The sequence below is a fragment of the Vibrio sp. S9_S30 genome, from assembly GCF_014694455.1.
Classification (GTDB): domain Bacteria; phylum Pseudomonadota; class Gammaproteobacteria; order Enterobacterales; family Vibrionaceae; genus Vibrio.
The window spans coordinates 1-19,450 of the sequence record NZ_JAAUWT010000002.1; the positions used below are offsets into that span (position 1 = coordinate 1).

Annotated in this window: 17 protein-coding genes; 12 read left to right on the forward strand and 5 right to left on the reverse strand. The window is 43.5% G+C overall.

The window, feature by feature from the left end; genetic code table 11:
* The first annotated feature begins 412 nt into the window (after positions 1–412).
* From HC752_RS02125 to HC752_RS02155, 7 genes are read left to right on the forward strand one after another with little or no spacing between them, the layout of a single operon-like run.
* Positions 413–1,198, forward strand: coding sequence for a DUF3450 domain-containing protein (locus HC752_RS02125; protein ID WP_190333441.1), 786 nt, complete (start codon positions 413–415; stop codon positions 1,196–1,198).
* A gap of 1 nt (position 1,199) precedes the next feature.
* Positions 1,200–2,531, forward strand: a complete 1,332-nt coding sequence (locus tag HC752_RS02130; RefSeq protein ID WP_190333442.1) for a MotA/TolQ/ExbB proton channel family protein — start codon at positions 1,200–1,202, stop codon at positions 2,529–2,531.
* A 1-nt stretch (position 2,532) separates the two neighbouring features.
* The gene (locus tag HC752_RS02135) at positions 2,533–3,078 is read left to right on the forward strand and encodes a MotA/TolQ/ExbB proton channel family protein (protein ID WP_190333443.1); all 546 of its coding nucleotides are present in this window, start codon (positions 2,533–2,535) and stop codon (positions 3,076–3,078) included.
* The gene (locus HC752_RS02140; RefSeq protein WP_190333444.1) at positions 3,075–3,482 is read left to right on the forward strand and encodes an ExbD/TolR family protein; all 408 of its coding nucleotides are present in this window, start codon (positions 3,075–3,077) and stop codon (positions 3,480–3,482) included. Before HC752_RS02135 ends, HC752_RS02140 begins: the two co-directional genes overlap by 4 nt.
* Before the next feature lie 8 nt (positions 3,483–3,490).
* Entirely contained in the window at positions 3,491–4,105 is a 615-nt protein-coding gene (locus HC752_RS02145; protein WP_190333445.1) for an energy transducer TonB, read from the forward strand.
* A 2-nt stretch (positions 4,106–4,107) separates the two neighbouring features.
* The gene (locus HC752_RS02150) at positions 4,108–5,313 is read left to right on the forward strand and encodes a tetratricopeptide repeat protein (protein ID WP_190333446.1); all 1,206 of its coding nucleotides are present in this window, start codon (positions 4,108–4,110) and stop codon (positions 5,311–5,313) included.
* Between the two features lie 54 nt (positions 5,314–5,367).
* The gene (locus tag HC752_RS02155) at positions 5,368–5,700 is read left to right on the forward strand and encodes a DUF1904 domain-containing protein (RefSeq protein ID WP_190333447.1); all 333 of its coding nucleotides are present in this window, start codon (positions 5,368–5,370) and stop codon (positions 5,698–5,700) included.
* Positions 5,701–5,743: 43 nt separating this feature from the next.
* Here the strand turns inward: HC752_RS02155 and HC752_RS02160 are convergent, their stop codons facing one another.
* The 3 genes from HC752_RS02160 to rdgC all read right to left on the reverse strand — a co-directional run bounded on the left by HC752_RS02160 (position 5,744) and on the right by rdgC (position 8,488).
* Positions 5,744–5,998 carry a YfhL family 4Fe-4S dicluster ferredoxin gene (locus HC752_RS02160; RefSeq protein ID WP_190333448.1) on the reverse strand — a complete coding sequence of 85 codons (255 nt, stop codon included), beginning with the start codon at positions 5,996–5,998 and terminating at the stop codon, positions 5,744–5,746.
* A gap of 3 nt (positions 5,999–6,001) precedes the next feature.
* Positions 6,002–7,387 (reverse strand): prephenate-dependent tRNA uridine(34) hydroxylase TrhP, encoded by a 1,386-nt coding sequence (gene trhP / locus HC752_RS02165; RefSeq protein ID WP_190333449.1) that lies wholly within the window; start codon positions 7,385–7,387, stop codon positions 6,002–6,004.
* Between the two features lie 189 nt (positions 7,388–7,576).
* The gene (gene rdgC, locus HC752_RS02170) at positions 7,577–8,488 is read right to left on the reverse strand and encodes a recombination-associated protein RdgC (protein WP_190333450.1); all 912 of its coding nucleotides are present in this window, start codon (positions 8,486–8,488) and stop codon (positions 7,577–7,579) included.
* A gap of 182 nt (positions 8,489–8,670) precedes the next feature.
* On the opposite strand from rdgC, the gene phoB reads away from it, so the two are divergent.
* From phoB to HC752_RS02185, 3 genes are read left to right on the forward strand one after another with little or no spacing between them, the layout of a single operon-like run.
* Positions 8,671–9,360 carry a phosphate regulon transcriptional regulator PhoB gene (gene phoB / locus HC752_RS02175; protein WP_190333451.1) on the forward strand — a complete coding sequence of 230 codons (690 nt, stop codon included), beginning with the start codon at positions 8,671–8,673 and terminating at the stop codon, positions 9,358–9,360.
* An 18-nt stretch (positions 9,361–9,378) separates the two neighbouring features.
* Positions 9,379–10,686 carry a phosphate regulon sensor histidine kinase PhoR gene (gene phoR, locus HC752_RS02180; RefSeq protein ID WP_190333452.1) on the forward strand — a complete coding sequence of 436 codons (1,308 nt, stop codon included), beginning with the start codon at positions 9,379–9,381 and terminating at the stop codon, positions 10,684–10,686.
* Positions 10,687–10,730: 44 nt separating this feature from the next.
* Complete coding sequence (locus tag HC752_RS02185; RefSeq protein WP_446751419.1) at positions 10,731–11,630, forward strand: PstS family phosphate ABC transporter substrate-binding protein; 900 nt, start codon at positions 10,731–10,733, stop codon at positions 11,628–11,630.
* Positions 11,631–11,700: 70 nt separating this feature from the next.
* Here HC752_RS02185 and ppx read toward each other — a convergent pair whose 3' ends face one another.
* Together ppx and ppk1 are read right to left on the reverse strand one after the other, a co-directional pair.
* Positions 11,701–13,197: an exopolyphosphatase gene (ppx, locus tag HC752_RS02190; protein ID WP_190333454.1), complete on the reverse strand. Its 1,497-nt coding sequence runs from the start codon at positions 13,195–13,197 to the stop codon at positions 11,701–11,703.
* Positions 13,184–15,283 (reverse strand): polyphosphate kinase 1, encoded by a 2,100-nt coding sequence (ppk1, locus tag HC752_RS02195; RefSeq protein ID WP_190333455.1) that lies wholly within the window; start codon positions 15,281–15,283, stop codon positions 13,184–13,186. The genes ppx and ppk1 overlap by 14 nt, the downstream gene beginning before the upstream one ends.
* A gap of 285 nt (positions 15,284–15,568) precedes the next feature.
* On the opposite strand from ppk1, the gene HC752_RS02200 reads away from it, so the two are divergent.
* Entirely contained in the window at positions 15,569–17,776 is a 2,208-nt protein-coding gene (locus tag HC752_RS02200) for an ABC transporter permease subunit (RefSeq protein WP_190333456.1), read from the forward strand.
* A 26-nt stretch (positions 17,777–17,802) separates the two neighbouring features.
* Positions 17,803–19,449: a phosphate ABC transporter permease PstA gene (pstA, locus tag HC752_RS02205; protein WP_190333457.1), complete on the forward strand. Its 1,647-nt coding sequence runs from the start codon at positions 17,803–17,805 to the stop codon at positions 19,447–19,449.
* The last annotated feature ends 1 nt before the right edge of the window (position 19,450 follow it).

A 19,450-nucleotide genomic window follows, 5' to 3' on the forward strand; every position in this document is an offset into this window, starting at 1 on the left:
AACGGTCTTATCCTCTACGACTACATGATCAAGTGCATGAAGGAGTTGGCGAAAGCTGAGCCTGATATCGATGCACTGCTGCCATGGAACTTCAAGCATTAGTTATGTCGCCCCGTGAGTTCATGGGGCGCTTACCACTGATGGTATCAAGACTATCTGTTGATAACACTGCTCGGCAACATTTCTTTCTAACCCCAAATGCTAAGTATCTCGATCATTTACTGTTACCATCTTATCAAATGTAAAAGATAAGAAAGTTAATGAAAATTATTCCCATCTTTGATTTAATATTCGCCTTAACTGTTATACACCGATTTCGAAACTAAATGACCGTATGAGGTCATCTAGTTTCGAAGTGCTGTTCATTCATACCACATGCGCTTGGCGATATGGATTCGCCTGAGAATTACTAATGAAAGAGATAGTTTCTAAAGGGATAAAAACTCTAGTTGCAATATTAGCAACTGTGAATATGCCTAATGCTTTGTATGCAGATGATTTGGACGCAGCCAGAGCAATTGAAAAGAAGACTAATGAGGTTATTCAAAAGGCTCAATTGGATATAGACGCTAACGTCGAAGCATCGTTTACTCTTCAGTCCGAAATCGAGCAACTAGAGTCTCAGATAGACAATCTGACTCTTTATAGGGATCACTTAACTCAATTAGTTTCTAGCCAAAACTCTGAATTAATAAGTTTGGAACAACAGTTAAATGACATTGAAGATACTCGTCAAGGTATTGTCCCTCTCATGTATCGAATGATCGACGGATTAGATTCTATTATTAGTCAAGATATTCCTTTGCGAAAAGTGACACGCCAGAAAAGGTTGGATGATATTAAACTTTTGATGGGGAGGGCTGATGTAGCGGAGGCTGAGAAGTACAGAAGAATTCTTGAAGCCTATCAAATCGAAATAGATTATGGGACTAAGCTAGGTGCGTATTCAGCAGAAATACAATTTGCTGGCAACTCACGCCAAGTGGAACAACTGTACTTCGGCAGAGTAAGTCTTGTTGCAAGAAGTCTCGACCATCAGCAATTTTGGGTATGGCGCCAGGAAAGTAAGACTTGGAATGAGCTATCTAAAAACAAAGGGGGAGAGATAAACAAAGCTTTTGCAATGGCAGCAAAACAGCAAGCTCCCTCAATTGTCACTCTGCCCCTATCAATTAGTCATGTGGAGAAGGGGTTGTAGTATGAAATATTTCATAAAGGTATTAGGTATTATTGTTACTTTTTCTACCTTCTCTTCATTTGCAGAACAAAGCCTTTCTCAAATTGACAATAGTGCAAATCAAGCTTATCAAGATGAACGTGCACACAATGCTAAGCGTGTTCAGTTAACAAAAGAGCAAAAGGCAGAATTAGCCAAAAAGAAAGCAATATTAGAGAAAGCACTAGCCAAATTAGAGAAAGAAAATATTCAACTTAGTGAGCGGTTCAGTACCAATGAACAATTGCTCTCGGAAAAAGAGAAACAACTGCAAATTGAAACAGGTAGCTTAGGTGAGTTGTTTGGTGTCGTAAGGCAGTCTGCTAAAGAAGTAAAGCAAGATTACCAAAGTTCATTCATTACCAAGGCTGATGAACAGTTGATCCTTGTGGAGAGAGTCATCAGCACTGACGCACTACCTTCCTTGAAAATGTTGGAAGACTTGTGGCTATCAGCATCATTTAAAATTCAAGCTAGTGGGCAACTAAGCAAGATTACGGTTCCGTTTGTTAAAGGGGATGGTAGTTATTCCGAGCAAGCCGCTATTCGGATCGGGGATATGGCTTTGATTTCTGAATTGAGTTACCTACAGTGGGACTCAAGCAATCAATTTGCAACGGCATATCAAGTGCTTCCTAAAGGGGCATCAACAATCACTGATGTTGTTGCTGGTGCTGATATTCTTTTAGATCCTACTCGTGGCTTGTTGCTTGAACAATATGCAAACCAACCGACCCTGACACAGAGAATTGAGCAAGGTGGTGTCGTGGGTAAAATCATCATCGCGCTTTTGGTGGCGGGCTTATTGATTGCTTTGTTTCGAGGTACAGTTTTACTGATCACTCAAGCACGAATTTCTCAACAGCTTAAAAAACCAGAGCAGCCAGGAAATAACCCGATGGGGAGAATTTTGCAGGCATTTGACAATGACAAACAGCAATCAATTGACGCCATAGAACTTCGATTACTAGAAAGAATACTTGATGAGCAGCATGGGTTAGAGAAAGGGCTTTCAATGCTTAAGTTAATGGCAGCGTTAGCCCCGATGCTGGGGCTCCTAGGGACTGTAACGGGTATGATTGAAACATTCCAAGTGATAACGCAGTTTGGCAATAGCGATCCGAAAGTGATGGCGGGCGGTATCTCCATGGCGCTGGTTACCACCGTTATGGGGCTAGTTGCTGCGATGCCTCTGCTACTTGCGCATAACTTCCTTTCAAGCAGAGCGGAAGCAATTAAGGGAACCCTTGAAAAACAAGGTGTAAGTATAGTCGCCCAACGTGCCGAGTCTGAGAAAATGGCTAAGGCTGCATAAAATGGTTGAACACTTAGCATTGGTATACCAGCAAACAGAAGTCAATACATTAGCGGAATTCATGTCGAAGGGTGGGCAAGTACTCTGGTGGTTAGCTGGTGTGGTTTTTTTATGTTGGGTACTTATTGTAGAACGCATTATTTTTTTCAGCTTTAGCTTCGGAAAGCGAAAGATAAGTTGGATAGAAGCATGGAACATGCGTGAAGACCACCAGTCGTGGTATGCATTGGCGCAAAAAAATGGTGTCATGCAACAAGCAAGTTTGCAGTTGAATCAGCATTTAGACTTGATTAAGGCTTTGGTTAGCTTATGTCCAATGTTGGGGTTACTTGGCACTGTAACAGGGATGATAGCTGTCTTTGATTTGATGGCGCTGTCTGGAAGCAGTGAACCCAAATTAATGGCATCCGGTATATCGATGGCGACACTGCCAACAATGGCGGGCATGGTCGCAGCGCTAGCAGGCATGTTTGCTCACTCAAGGCTGGTTAAAATGGCAAATAAAAAGGCATTAAAACTCGAACAACAGTTAAGGAGCGGCGGATGAGGTTAGTTCGTCCTGCAAAAGCAAAGGAAGACGCAACGGTCGATTTGACGTCAATGTTGGACATTGTATTCATCATGCTTATCTTTTTTATCGTGACAAGTTCGTTTGTGAAAGAGTCTGGTGTTGAGGTGAATCGACCACAAGCGGCTTATGCAAGCAGCCAGAAAGACGCAGGGATATTTATCGCTATTACCGCCTCCAATGACGTTTACATAGACAAACGACGTGTTGATGTGGAAAGGGTCCAAGCTGTTCTAGAATCGCTGTTATTAGATAAGCCGGATGCCAGCTTGGTGATTCAGGCAGACAAACATTCATACAACGGTACGGTTGTTGAGGTCATGGATGCCGCGAAGGGCGCTGGTGTAGATAAGATCGCGTTGGCTACTGAAGACAAAAGGTAAGCATATTCATGAGAAGACTGTTGCTTGCCTTACCGTTAGCGTTTGTTATTGCTTCTTCGTTATTCTACTTTATGGCTTGGATGGTCGGCAGTCAAAAGGGTAAAATTGAAGAATCGAAATCAGCGGTGATGTTTGATTTGGTCATGCAGGAACCCGAATCAAATGTTCAACGCCGACAGAGGCAATTACCCGATCCACCGAAGTTGCCTGATCAACCTAAGCCATTGCCAACGTCAACACCCAATGTCACTCCAGCACAAATGCCTCAAGTACTGTCTGCTCCTAAGTTGGCTTTGGCTAACTTGGGTGTCGCGATTTCTATGCCTTCTCTTGATGGTTTTGGTCAAGACCGACAAGCTTTACCTCTTTATCGTGTAGAGCCTAGGTACCCACCTAGAGCTCAGAAACGTCGTATGGAAGGATACGTCATATTGAGCTTCACGATTGATGAACAAGGACGTCCAGAAGATATTAATTTGGTAGAAGTTTATCCAAACAAAATTTTTGCTCGTGAAGCGATGAATGCGCTTAAACGGTGGAAGTATCAGCCAAAGCTAGAGGATGGCAAAGCGGTTAAGCAGTTGAACCAAAAAGTGAAGATCGAATTCAAAATGAGCAAATAACGATGAATCGTATTTTTTCAATATTGTTAGCCGTTCTGTTACTTGTCGTGAACATGAATGCTCACGCGAACAAGTTGTCTCGATACGCAGGGGAAAAACTGTATGAAGCCAGCCAGCTTCAGCAGGAAAATAGGTTGGATGAAGCCATATCTCTGATTGAAACGATGAATTTAAAGTCTGATTATGACAAAGCGTTCGTCAATAGAATTCTAGGTATTTACTATTGGCAGTCTGAAAAGGCAAGCAAAGCAATGGTCGCACTTAATAAATCCGTTGATGCAAAAGCACTGCCACCCAAAGAGCAGTGGAAAACGAGGCAAATGCTCGCTGATATACAGTTTTCCGAGCAAAAATTTCATGACGCCAATAGACATTATTTAACGCTATTAGAAAATGATTATTCCACCTCTGACAATAAAGAGGAAAATCAGTTAGCTAAAGATAAAAATGACATTCAGCTTCGTATGTCCATGGCTTATTATCAGCAACAAAACTGGATCTCTTCACTTAGCCGTATAAAACGATATCAGCCAAGTAATAATCAGGAAACACTACAAGCGCTTAAAATACGTGTTGTATCAGAGCTTCAGCTTGAAAAATGGAAAGATGCAGAAAAAACGGTTAGTCGAATCATTCGTTTTGAACCAAATCAAAAATCGTGGTGGCAGCAACTCATTTCCACTCAACTTCAACAAGGAAAGCAACGTAGTGCCTTGGAGAGCTATTCATTAAGTAAACTACAAGGAATAACGCTAACACCAGACGAGTATGTTGTTTTGGCACAGCTTTATGGGCAGCATAAAATGCCAGAAAAAGCAGCGCGTATACTCAAAGAGATGTTTGATCAATACCCGAAATCCCAAAACGAAAAATACTTAAGCCTACAGGCGAACTACTGGCAAGTAGCAAAAGAGTGGAATAAAGCGATTGATGGGTGGCAACGTGTAGCCAGTATGAACCCAAAATACCATTGGCGCCTTGCTCAGCTTTTGATTCAGCAGTCTCGTTATAAACAAGCGTTGGGCATTATCGATAAAGCCAAACCCTACACTAATCGAAATGATTTTTCGTTGGCAAAAATACGTTTGTTATACAAACTGAATCGTTACCAAGACGCATTAGCTGAAGCCAAACGGCTCGATGAAAAAGTCCCATCCAGTTCTGCTAAAGGGTGGATAAGCTATTTGAGCCATAAGGTTTCCTCCTAACAAACGCTATAAAGCGTGATATGCTTTCATTCAAATTACAAAAGGAAGCATGTCATGCCACATCTGCGTTTTAGGGCAGTAGAGCCACAAACAGTCCAATTATTATCAGAATCATTGATAGAAGAGCTTCAGCCTTTAATGAACTGCCCAAAAGAAGACTTCACATTTGAGTATCTCTACACCACATTTTTTCACAGTGGAAATGTCGACCCAGCCTATCCATTTATTGAGGTTTTGTGGTTCAATCGAGGTCAGGAGATTCAAGATAAAGTGGCGCTGATACTAACCGATCAAGTTCGCAAGGCTGTTGGAAAGGAAGTGGATGTAGCGGTCATATTTACAGTATTAACAGAGAATCAATACTACGACAATGGCGCGCATTATTAAGCTAGAGTGGATTGGAAAAGTCCTGGGATCTCCCAGGACTTTTTTATGCGAGTCCCTGAATAATGACAAACTTTTCTAGCAGTTGCTCATCGGTTTCAATATGGTTTGGATCCGTGACGATGCATTTCGTTATTGGGCATACAGACTGACACGTCGGCTTTTCATAATGCCCCTTACATTCAGTACATAAATTAGGGTCAATTTCATAAATACTGTCTCCCATTGTGATTGCTCCATTGGGGCATTCGGGATCGCACATGTCGCAATTGATACAGCTGTCTTTAATCAGCAGTGCCATTTCTTATTTACCTGTGGCGTTACGTGTGTCCTGTCCTGAGGTTAAGTTGCGCATAAGCAGAGCATAACTAAGATCCATGTCTTCAGGCACTGGGATAAATACGAAGTGACCGTTGCCTTTTGCATCATCAACGGGTTGAGATTTTCTATTTTCCATCGCTTCAAGTGTGAATATCACATTGCCATTTGGTGTCATCAGTTCAAGACTGTCACCTAACAGGAACTTATTTTTCACTTCAACTTCAGCAAGAGCCCCACGTCGTTTACCCGTAAACTCACCTACAAATTGTTGTGAATCGGATATTGAGTAGCCGTAATCATAGTTTTGGTAGGCATCATGGGTATGACGACGAAGGAAACCTTCGGTGTAACCTCTGTGCGCGAGGCTTTCTAGTGTGCCCATTAAAGATTCATCGAATGGCTTACCTGCTACGGCATCATCTATGGCCTTGCGATATACCTGCGCAGTGCGAGCACAGTAATAAAATGATTTGGTACGCCCTTCAATTTTAAGAGAATGGACCCCCATTTTTGTTAAGCGCTCAACATGCTGAATGGCTCGAAGATCTTTCGAGTTCATAATGTAAGTGCCATGCTCATCTTCAAAGGCGGCCATTTTTTCATCAGGGCGGTGGCTTTCTGAGAGCAAGACGACTTCATCCGTGGGTTTACCGAGGCCAAGCGTATTGTCTGGTCGCTCGTCTTTTACTTCGATAGCTTGGACTTCAGATGGATCGAACTGCTCTACAATTTGTCCAGCATCGTCTTCTTTGCCTTTTTCGACATTGTATTCCCAACGGCATGCATTCGTGCAAGTGCCTTGGTTTGGATCGCGTTTGTTCATATAGCCAGAAAGGAGGCAACGCCCAGAATAGGCCATGCATAAGGCGCCATGAACAAAAACTTCTAATTCGGTTTCCGGGCAATGTTCGCGAATTTCTTCAATTTCTTCTAACGACAATTCACGAGAAACAATCACTCGCTCAACACCATTCGCAGCCCAGAATTTGACCGTTGCCCAGTTAACGGCATTGGCTTGAACTGAGAGGTGAATTGCCATCTCTGGAAACGTTTCACGAACCATCATAATCAAACCCGGATCGGACATGATCAGCGCATCCGGTTTCATTTCGACAACAGGCTTGAGATCGCGAATAAAGGTTTTTAGCTTTGAGTTGTGTGGTTGAATATTGCAAACCACATAGAGCTTTTTACCTTGAGCATGCGCTTCGTCGATGCCTATTTTCAGATTTTCATGATTGAATTCGTTATTGCGAACGCGAAGGCTATAGCGAGGCTGACCGGCATACACCGCATCGGCGCCATAGGCAAATGCGTAGCGCATGTTTTTGAGGCTTCCTGCTGGTGACAGTAATTCTGGTTTGAACATTGCTTCTTCTCTACTTCTGATATCAAGTCAGACCGATGCCACCCAGTGGTATCGGAGGGCGCAAATTTTACGCTTTCTGGAGGCTTCTTACCAGTATAAATATTAGGGGATTAAATGAGAGGTTTAGATATAAGGGGGAGTTAACTGGTTAAGATAAAGGGCACTCAGTCGTGCCCTAACAGTGTAGTATCACTCGCTATGCGGCAATCCACCCAAGGCTTCATAAAGCGATGGCAGAAATGCACTGAATTCACCACACATCAGTGAGAAATCGGCATCAAACCTTGCAGCTTGATCCTCTCGTGGGATATCTTCATTTTGATCTTTTAATTCATCGCTGAATTTTAAGCGCTTAATACTGCCGTCTTCCGAGAGAACAAATTCAATTCGATCTTCCCAGTTTAGTGCAAGCTTCGTAACAAGCTTGTCTGCTTCAATATGAGATAAGATCTCATTCGCAGAGAGCTCCTGCTTTTTACAACGGATAACGCCACCGTCTTCTAAAGATGACTTTAGCTCAGCTTCATCTAAAATGGTAAAGCCTGATGCGGCATGAGATGATTTCACCCACTCTGTCATCGTCGATTCAACGGCTTGTTCCGGAATGGCTGGAATAACAGGTAGGCTACCCATGGTTTTACGAAGTAGTGCAAGGACATCTTCCGCTTTTTTATAGCTGCTGGCATCAACCAGAATAAAGCCTTCTTTCGGTAAGATAAGGACGAAGGTAACGTTACTTTTACTGAATGCGCGTGGAAGTAAATCAATAATGATGTCTTCTTTTAACGTGTCTTTTTCTTTTTTCTTCAGCGGGCGACCTTCTTCTGTCTCCATCGCCTCCACTTTCGTGTTGAGAGAGTCTTTAATCACGGAAGCAGGGAGCATCTTTTCTTCTTTCTTAGCACAGATAAGAATTTGATTATCAGACACATGAGTCATCATGTCCCCATGTCTGCCCATGGCAGTGGTCCAGCCAAACTTTTGTTTATCTTGGCTGCCACAGGGAGTAAAACGGAATTCTTGCAGCTGTTCTTCCAATTTCTCGGCATTAAATTCGATACCACGATTGAAGCGATATACTAGGCAGTTCTTAAACCACATATCTGATCTCATCTCTTTCTGTTTAGAGGGCTGATGATAGGGGATTTTTTCCCCGTTGTCTTATTAGACTGAGGAAAAATCATAATGAAAGTTATATGAAAATTTGTTTTCGAAGGTCACAAAAGTGTCATAATTAATCATGATAATGCATGACGTTGATTAAATTTAGAGGTAATTCAATTATGTCTAGAAGGATTCTGGTGGTTGAAGATGAAGCACCGATCAGAGAGATGCTGTGTTTTGTACTTGAACAAAAAGGGTACCAAGCTGTTGAAGCGGAAGATTACGATACCGCCATCAGCAAGTTATGTGAACCATACCCAGACCTGATTCTGTTGGATTGGATGTTACCAGGTGGCTCAGGCATTAACTTTATTAAGCACTTAAAGCGCGAAGACCTGACCAAAAATATTCCGGTCATCATGCTGACAGCGCGTGGTGAAGAAGAGGACAAGGTGCGCGGACTGGAAGTTGGGGCCGATGATTACATCACGAAACCCTTTTCACCTAAAGAGCTGATCGCTCGATTGAAAGCCGTTATCCGTCGTGTTACACCTACTGCGCTTGAAGACATTATTGATGTTCAAGGGCTAAAACTAGACCCAGTGTCACACCGAGTGACAGCCAATGAGGAAGCATTGGATATGGGGCCGACGGAATTTAAAATGCTGCATTTCTTCATGACTCACCAAGAGCGTGTATATAGTCGCGAACAGTTGCTTAATAACGTTTGGGGTACCAACGTATACGTTGAGGATCGTACAGTAGATGTGCACATTCGCCGTCTTCGCAAAGCACTTGAAGGTGCAGGGCATGATAAGCTAGTACAAACTGTGCGTGGTGCTGGCTACCGCTTTTCTACACGCATTTAGGAACAAAGCGGAGAGCGAATGGTAGAAAGGTTTTCGTGGAAAAAGCTAGTTTGGTCGCTGGCTTTTTTTTACCTACCTTGGGTTGTGGTAGGTTGGATATTTGGTCATATGCCGTGGTTGCTGCTCGCTGCGACGGCGATTCAGCTTGGGTGGCAGTTACATAACCAAGTTCGGTTATCTACATGGATTTGGGACGACAAACGCCTAACCCCCCCAGCCGGAACGGGCATGTGGGAATCTCTATTTAATGGGATCTATCGTATCCAGCAAAGGCAAAGGAAAAAGCGAAAAGAGCTGACGAACCTTATTCGCCGCTTCCGTAATGGTGCGGAATCTCTGCCCGATGCGGTGGTGGTATTCCGAGGAGAAGGCAATATTGTATGGTGCAATAAACTTGCTCAGCATCTATTAGGATTTCGATGGCCAGACGATTCAGGGCAACCTATTTCGAATCTTATCCGCACTCCAGACTTTATCAAGTACTTAAGTAAGCAGGATTTTTCAGAACCGTTGGAGATGCGTTCGCCTTTAAATTTGGAACGCATTCTTGAGCTCCGCATCGTGCCTTATACCGAAGGTGAACACTTGATGGTGGTACGTGATGTTTCTCAGGTAAAACAGCTGGAAGGCATGCGACGCAATTTCTTTGCGAATGTATCCCATGAACTGCGCACTCCTATGACGGTGCTTCAGGGGTATCTAGAGATGACTCAAGACCCAGAAATGTTGGTGGGACCAATGTGGGGAAAAGCCCATGGTGTGATGACTGAGCAGCTTAATCGCATGAACAGTTTGGTTGATCAACTTCTCACACTCTCGAAAATTGAAGCGGCACCCATGCATGAATTGGATGAGGTTGTGAATGTTCCCGCGATGCTTGAAGTTCTTGAGAAAGAGGCATTAACCTTGAGCGGAGACAACCAGCATGTACTCAAATTTAACGTAGATCCAAAGCTGAGAGTCTTGGGAGATGAGGATCAGCTCCGAAGCGCCATTTCCAATTTGGTATATAACGCAGTGAAGTACACGCCTCCTGGCGCCGAGGTTACGGTTCAATGGCGGAATACACCCAATGGCCCCGAGTTAAAAGTGTCTGATACGGGGGAGGGTATTGAACCTCAGCATATTCATCGTTTGACGGAGCGTTTCTATCGAATAGATAAGGCGCGTTCAAGGGAAACTGGCGGGAGTGGGCTTGGGTTGGCTATTGTAAAACATGCGTTGAGCCATCATGACTCGCATCTCGATATTCAAAGTGAAGTTGGAAAGGGAAGTTGTTTTTCTTTTGTGCTCCCTAAGAAGTTGTCGGTAGAGTCCTTCCGATGAGAAATGTCGTTTTTTTATTCACCACATTACTTTTCTCTCAGCTTATGCATGCAGAGGAGGCTTTGGAGCCTTACCAAAAAGTGAACGGAATATCCGGAAACCTATCTTCTGTCGGCTCCGATACATTAGCAAGCCTGATGACATCTTGGGTCGAAGAGTTTAACGATATTTATCCTAATATAAATGTGCAAGTTCAAGCATCAGGTTCATCAACGGCAACCCCCGCCTTAGTCGAAGAAACAGCTCAGTTTGGACCAATGAGTCGATCTATGCGCGTTCGTGAAGTAGAAGCATTTGAGCGTCAGCATGGTTATAAGCCGACAGCGTTAAGAGTGGCGATTGATGCCATTGGTATTTTTGTACACCGTGATAACACCATACGAGGTCTTAATTTCACTCAGATCGACAGTATTTTCTCATCAACATTGCGTTGTGGCGCAAAAGAGCCCGTTCAAAACTGGCAACAATTGGGTATTGAGCAAGAGTGGGCAAAAAGGCGCTTGCAGCTGTTCGGGCGTAACTCTGTGTCGGGGACCTACGGTTACTTCAAGAAAAACGCCTTGTGCGGTGGGGATTTCAAACGAAACGTGAATGAGCAGCCAGGAAGTGCTTCGGTCGTTCAATCGGTCGCATCCTCCATTAATTCGATTGGTTACTCAGGGGTAGGTTACTTGGTCTCTGGGGTTCGGCTCCTGCCTATCGCCAATCAAGGTAATGATTTTGTAGAGGCTAGCCGAGATAACATTCTTTCAGGTGTTTACCCACTTTCCCGCTTTCTATACGTCTACGTGAATAAGAACCCGACAAAGCCGTTAGGTGCTTTAGAGGCGGAGTTCATTCGTTACATTTTTTCTGAACAAGGGCAAGCGCTTGTGTCAAAAAATGGCTATGTCCCCATTTCATATAAGATGGCACAAGCCGAGTTAGAAAAAGTCGGACTTTGACTTTTAGTCTGATTTGAACTCTAGCCGACTTAAGATTTAGCCGATTTAAGTTTTGAAAGGTTTATGGCTCTTAGTAATCTAGAAGCCAATCCGCGGTCTTCCAGATTTCTTTTTCGAGAGCTAAGTCGGCTTCCAGAAGTTTGTTTTCTTTTAGCCAGTTTTTATCGCTGCACTTCAAGCACCATGTTTCTTCAACTAATTCAATTTGAATGTTAGGTGGAGGTGCGTCATTCCTTTGTCCGTTAATCAGCACCGCCAGCCGCATAATGCGTATTAACGGAAGGATTTGCTTTGTTTTAAATAAGACAAATTCTGGTAACTCATGAAGCTTGAGTGCTTTGCGCTGAAAGCGTGCCAGTGTCGCTAATACCAGTTGCTGCTCCTGATTAAACCCCGGCATATTGGTGTTTTTTAGAATGTACTCAGAATGGCGATGAAAACCTTGATAGCTAATACTTAATCCCACTTCATGCAACAAAGCCCCCCAACCAAGTAAATCAAATAACTCGCTGGATTTTTTGATACCAATGTGAGGGGCTAATTGTTTAAGAAACGTATTGGCTTGTTTACGGACTTTGTCTGCATGTTCCAAATCGGTCAAATGTTTTCGTGCTAGGTTTTCGGTTGTTCGCATACGAATATCACTTCGCTTAAATCGTTCTTCCATTTCGTAAAGCAACCCTTCACGTAATGCACCTGAAGAAAAATGCAGCTTTTCAATAGAAAGGGCTTTAAAAATACCTTCGAGGATCACCACACCAGCAGCAAAGACGGGTTGCCTTTCTTCCGTCAGACCCGGCAATGAAATGGCATCAATAGATTCAAATTTCAGTAACTCATCAATCAGCTTTTGGAGCCTTTTCAGTGTAATAATGCCATCTTCGTGGCCCATATTGATTAACACTTCTCGTACCGCTTTTGTTGTGCCAGATGAGCCTATGGCGACATCCCAACCGTGCTTTCTATATTGATTGGTCAGAGATTCTAAGCGTTGTTCAACCGCAATTTCGGCCCGGTTGAAATTCTTGCGATTGAGTTTACCGTTCGTAAAATATTGGTTGGTAAAACTGACACAACCCATCCGTTTGCTGTTGATCATCGTGGGCTCGAAACCCGTTCCAATGATCATTTCAGTACTCCCGCCACCAATATCAATGACCAATTTGGTCTCAGATTCAGGCTGAGTGTGAGCGACACCTGTGTAGATTAAGCGACCTTCTTCAAGACCGGATATGATTTCTATGGGAAAGGGGAGAATATTGGCAGCTCGTTGAATGAATATATGTGCGTTATTGGCTTGCCTTAGAGTGTGGGTGGCTGCAATACGCACATTGTTTTGGGCGAACCCCTGTAGGCGTTCAGCAAATATGGTTAAGCAATCTAATCCACGTTGCATTGCTGCATTGTCGATATTGTTTAAATCATCTAATCCGGATGCTAATCTGACTCGTTGCTTATGGCGGCTGACAATCTGCAAATCTTGTTCAACGACTTTAGCCACGACCATATGGAAGCTATTTGATCCCAAGTCGATAGCGGCAATATCTCTCGATTCAATGTTTGTCATGATTAATAGAACATGCCATTTTTTTCCTTTCCTGTTTTTCAATGTGCTTCAAATACTCATAAATAGCAATTTGTGAGCGAATTTTTCTTTTATTTCCACGTGGTACGTAGGCATTACTCATTTCTTTATCGATTCGTCGGGCTTTTACCGTGTCGGTAAAGTGAAGGTTGACGATATCAATGATTCTTTGTTTTAGTTTTGGGTCGGTTATGGGGGTGGCAACTTCAATGCGATGATCGACATTTCGGGTCATCCAATCCGCTGAAGAAATATAAACGAGAGGATCGCCACCATTTTCAGTAATTAACACACGAGGGTGCTCTAAAAATCGGTCGACAATGCTTATTATTTGAATATTCTCACTGACGCCTTCAACGCCGGGCACTAAAGCACACATACCACGGATCACCATCCGTATCTTCACGCCAGCGTTGTTTGCACTGTACAGTTTGTTCACTAGCCCTTTGTCGGCTAAGTTGTTCATTTTTAAAGTTATGTTTGCAGGCTTCCCTGCTTGGGCTTGAGCCATTTCGTTGTCAATAAGTCGATACAATGCTTGTCTTGAGTTGCTTGGCGATACAATGAGTTCAGTAAACGTCACCGGACGATATGGGTTTTCGATGTAACCAAAGACGTTACGAACTTCATTGGTGATTTCTTTTTTGGCGGTTAGCAAAGAAAAGTCGGTGTAAATCCGAGCCGTTTCTTCATGAAAATTACCGGTTCCAATGTGTGCGTAACGCGTTATTTCCTCCTCCTCTCTGCGGCTAATCAGCAGCAATTTAGCGTGAATTTTTAGGCCAGGAGCCCCAAAAACGACTTGAATACCCGCTTCCGTTAAGACACGAGACCATTCAATATTCACTTCTTCATCAAATCTAGCTTGTAGCTCGATGACAACCGTGACTTGTTTGCCGTTATGCACCGCATCAATCAAAGAGTGGAGCAAGCGCGAGTTCTTTCCAACGCGATAGATATTGATCTTAATGGATACTACTTTTGGATCGAAAGAGGCTTGCCTTACAAACTCATTGATATGCTCAAATGTATGGTACGGGTAGTGAAGCAGAATATCTTGTTCGCGTAGGGTCTTAAAGGCATTGGTGTGTCGATCAAAATCGGTCGATCGTATTGGCGGTAGTGGTTTGTTCTCTAAGTGACTTCTCCCGACATTAGGGAAATCAATAAAGTCTTTAAAATTGTGGTAGCGTCCGCCAGGAATGAGGCTATCGAAATTGGAGATGTGTAATTTCTGGCATAAAAAGGTGAGCATTCCCTCTGGCATATCTCGCTGATAAATGAAACGCACAGGCATTGCTGTAAGACGTTGACTCAAGCCTTCAGACATTTGTTCCAATAAGCTGTGTTCCAGTTCATGGCTCAAATCGTATTCGGCGTCTCGTGTCATTTTCATTGCGTAGCACTTGAGCTCATCGTACTCGAAAAAGCCTCGGAATATGTCGTCCAAGCAACACCGGATAATGTTGTCGATCAGAATAATCGTTGTGCGTTTCTTACCTTTTTGCTCTGGCATCACAACAAAACGCGGTAGATTATCCGTTGGAATTTCCACTAAAGCATACAACGGTGTGGCATTGCCCCGCATTTCCACGCTCAGGTAAGAGTATTCGTCTTTCAGAAATTGCAGTACGTCGATGTCATCCGTCATCAGCAATGGCGTAATGTAGGGAAGAACATCGTTCTGGAAGTATTGCCTAATCCATTTTTCCTGATGTTCATTTAACTGAGTTTCATTGACGAGGAATATTTGGCACCTTGCCATTTCCACAATCAGTTCGTTGTAGCGTTCATCAAAATCTTGATTAAGCTTCAGTGCTTTGGATTGCATCTTACTCAGTAAACGCTGGGATTGGTCATTTCCTCCTCGTTCTTGGTTAATAAGAATGCGGCGTTTCACGTCGGCAAATCTTACTTTGTAAAATTCATCTAGATTGTTAGAGAATATTCCGAGAAAGCGGACCCTTTCGATGAGCGGGACACTTTTGTCTGCGGTTTCCTGCAATACTCGCTCATTAAATGAAAGCCAGCTAAGTTCTTTTTCAACATACAACTTTTCTGCGCTCATACATTCTTCCAGATTGAGGTATCGGTTGACGATTCATTCAATTAAATTGTGTTTATAACGTTTTTATTCGAGCATGCATTTTTATTCGAGTATGCAATTGCATTAGGCAGGAGCGTGTAAATCTTAAGGATTTATCGGAAGTCTGTAATATTTTTGTCATCCAATCGACATATTATGACACTGGACTAAGCTACACACCTTGTGCCGCGATTAAAATGCTTAAAACTCGAATAAAATTTAACCGAGAAAGGTCAACAGACTCTAATAAAAGGTAGACCATAAGAGATGCTCCACACAGAATTTTCATTAAAAGAACGCGATCGTAAGCGGTTGATAAAAGACCGATTGATGAGATGCGTAGTGAAAGTTGGTGGCGTCAGTGTACTAATCGCCTTGCTGTTGATATTTTTCTATTTATTGCTCATGGTATTGCCCGTCTTTTCTTCAGCGAATATTGAGCGTGTTTCCAGCATACCCGTTTCATTTTCTAATACGTCAATTTTAACTTCAAACAAGCCGATAGCGGCAGGTGTGGATGATTATGGTCAGCTAGGCTATTTCCTTACTGATGCTGGGGAACTCGCCTTTATCGATCTGACCGATGGTCGCCTTGTTCAGTCTCAACCCATTTCTACTAACGTTCTTTCTTACGCAGGTATGCCTGCCAGTTTGGGGTGGCATGCCTTCGTTTCGGGAAAGGAGGGCATTAATGCGGTTAAACCCAGCTTTTCGGTGCAGTTTAATGCTCAAGGTCGTGTTATCACGCCAAGGGTTAATGTCGCCAATTATGAGATCCCCGCAGACTTTGCTAGTGAGATTCAAGTGGTGTCTAAGTTTGCCTTTGCGATTACTGATGAAAGTGCGACTTTTGCCGTTTTGAATGACCGTAATCAGCTTTTCAGCTGGCGAGAAAGCGATGGTGAATCCTTTAACTCTGCGGTACTCGGACCGATGGAAAATGTTGTTGATATTAAAATGTCTCCGGATGGACGACAGCTATTCCTATTGACTCCGCAAGAAATCATCGTAATGGCGTGGATTCCTGAGAAAGGGTTTTCCGTACGAGAAATGTTGGATGCGACACGAGGAGAGGATAAACGTGCTTTATCCATGTCATTGTTAGCCGGAGCGCAATCGGTACTCATTCGTTATACCGATAATACCGTTGCTCAATGGTTTGATGTCTTGAAAGATCGCATCCGGACGTTGACGTTTATCCGCGATTTTGCATTGTCTGGTACTGCCGAATTATTATTGCCAGAGTACTATCGAAAAGGTTTCTATGCTTTTGATAGCAAAGGCACGGTAGAGAATTTTTATACCACCAGTGAAGAAAAAACGTTCTCTGCTCGGCTATTGCAAGAAGGCGTACAAATTGCTGCGGTATCCAGTAATGAAGATAGCTTGCTGGTGATGGGTGAAAATCGCATTGATGTTTATTCGGTTGATAACGAATACCCTGAAATCTCATTTTCTGCGCTATGGCAATCTGTTTGGTATGAAGGCTATCCAGCGCCACAGTATGTGTGGCAGTCTACGTCGGGGAGTGATGATTTTGAAGCAAAATTCAGTTTAGCTCCGATTGCATTTGGGACGTTGAAAGCGGCATTGTTTGCCATGATTTTCGCCGTTCCCATCGCTGTGCTAGGTGCTATTTACACCGCCTATTTTATGTCTACACCGATGCGAAAAGTCGTCAAGCCAGCCATAGAGATTATGGAAGCGTTGCCAACAGTCATTATTGGCTTCTTGGCTGGATTGTGGTTGGCTCCCGTTATTGAGTCGCATTTACCTTCAACTTTGGCTTTGATTATCTTATTGCCTTTATCGACCATTCTCGTTGGTTGGCTCTGGCACCAACTGCCCTCAAAGTGGTTGTCCGAAGTGCCGAATGGATTGCATGGGTTGATTCTTGTGCCCACGCTGTTGTTGGTGACGTTTGGTATCGTTTCGTTTAGCCATGAAATTGAGCGCTTTTTGTTTGGCGGTGATGTGCGGGTTTATTTGGCGAGCATTGGCATCGACTATGACCAAAGAAACGCGCTTGTGGTTGGGTTAGCGATGGGGTTTGCGGTGATTCCAACGATATTTACTATCGCCGAAGATGCGATTTTCTCGGTCCCCAAACATTTATCCGATGGTTCCTTGGCATTAGGGGCGACCAAATGGCAAACCTTGGTGTACGTTGTATTACTTACGGCTAGCCCTGGTATTTTTTCCGCTGTGATGATGGGACTTGGTCGAGCCGTGGGTGAAACCATGATTGTTTTAATGGCGACGGGCAATACACCAATAATGGATTGGAATATTTTTGAAGGGATGCGCAGTCTGTCTGCCACCATTGCCATTGAAATGCCTGAGTCTGATGTGGGCAGTTCCCATTATCGTTTATTGTTTCTTGCTGCCTTGATTCTTTTTGTATTTACATTTTTTGTGAACTCTTTGGCTGAGTGGGTAAGGCAGCGCTTGAGAGACAAATACCGCGCACTATGATGGCGTATGTTAAGTGAGAGTTTTTAGTGTCGAATTGGTTTAAATCAGGCGCACCGTGGATATGGTTAACGGCTGGCGCAGTCAGTGCTAGCTTAATTTCTGTATTGGCGGTGTTGCTTTTGATTGGTTGGAAGGGGCTCAGTTACTTCTGGCCTGCGCCGTTGTATGAATGGCAATTCCCAAACGGCAGTAAAGTTGTCGGCCAGCTGTATCAGCGCGAATCAGTCCCGATTGAGCGGTTGAGTCAGCATCTTTCCAATGCACAAGCTCAAGATATTACGGCAGAGAATGTCGATAGGTTGAGCATTAAGATCGCTAATAGAGACAGAAACCAGCTCGACTTTATCACGGTATTGGATGTTGAATTGAGTGGACCTACCACGCCGAGTTCTTGGGCAGTAATAGAGAGAACTCAACAAGGGGATTTTTATGGTAAACCTGTTGGCTTTCAAAGTGATAGTCTTCCTCAAGATACGTCGATTGATGACTTCATAAAACACGGACTTGAAAGTGCCAAACAAACTCGCGGTCACATTTCTTCCATTACTCATACTCAGCTCAAGCATTACAATGACTTGCTTGGACAGATACGATTAGAGCAGAGAAAACGTGATCTGAACGGTACGCTGGATGAAGGGAAGCTTAATGAACTCACCAAACGAAAAGAGAGTATTGAGAATAGCCTGCTTCAAATAGAGGGTCGTTTAACCGAATTAAGACAACGTCATGCAGATGAAGCGTTGATCGTTGAAGATATGAATGGCGAAAACGTACGGATTCCTCTTACCAGCATTTTGAATATCTGGTACCCCAATGATATGTCTTTTCCCGAAAAAGTGGGGCATTGGTTAAATCAGGTGAAAAAATTCTTGAGCGATGATCCTCGTGAAGGGAATTCAGAGGGGGGCGTGTTCCCTGCTATTTTTGGCACGGTATTTTTAGTGATTGTGATGTCTATTGTTGTGATGCCGTTGGGTGTTATCGCCGCCATCTATTTGAGTGAATACGCCAAAAACAATGCACTAACCAGAACCATTCGAATTGCCGTGATAAACTTAGCGGGTGTGCCCTCTATTGTTTATGGCGTCTTCGGACTTGGTTTTTTCGTTTACAGTATTGGTGGCTCAATTGATCGCCTCTTTTACTCTGAAAACCTACCTTCTCCGACGTTTGGAACGCCTGGTTTACTGTGGTCGGCACTCACATTGGCTTTGTTAACGCTGCCCGTTGTGATCGTCGCGACTGAAGAAGGGTTAGCCCGTATTCCCGGTTCTTTAAGGCAAGGTTCCCTTGCTCTGGGAGCGACTCAATTTGAAACGTTATGGCGTATTGTTTTGCCGATGGCCAGCCCTGCCATTATGACAGGGTTGATACTGGCGGTTGCCCGCGCAGCAGGTGAGGTTGCACCTTTAATGCTGGTAGGGGTAGTAAAACTCGCACCTAGCTTGCCAATTGATACTGATTTCCCATTTATCCATTTAGAGCGGAAGTTCATGCATCTTGGTTTTCATATTTATGACGTGGGCTTTCAGTCACCTAATATCGAAGCGGCAAGACCATTGGTTTATGCAACGTCATTCTTGCTCGTGACGGTGATTGTTGGACTTAACCTGACCGCCATTGCTATTCGGAACAACTTACGCGAAAAATATCGCACCTTAGGACAAGACTAAT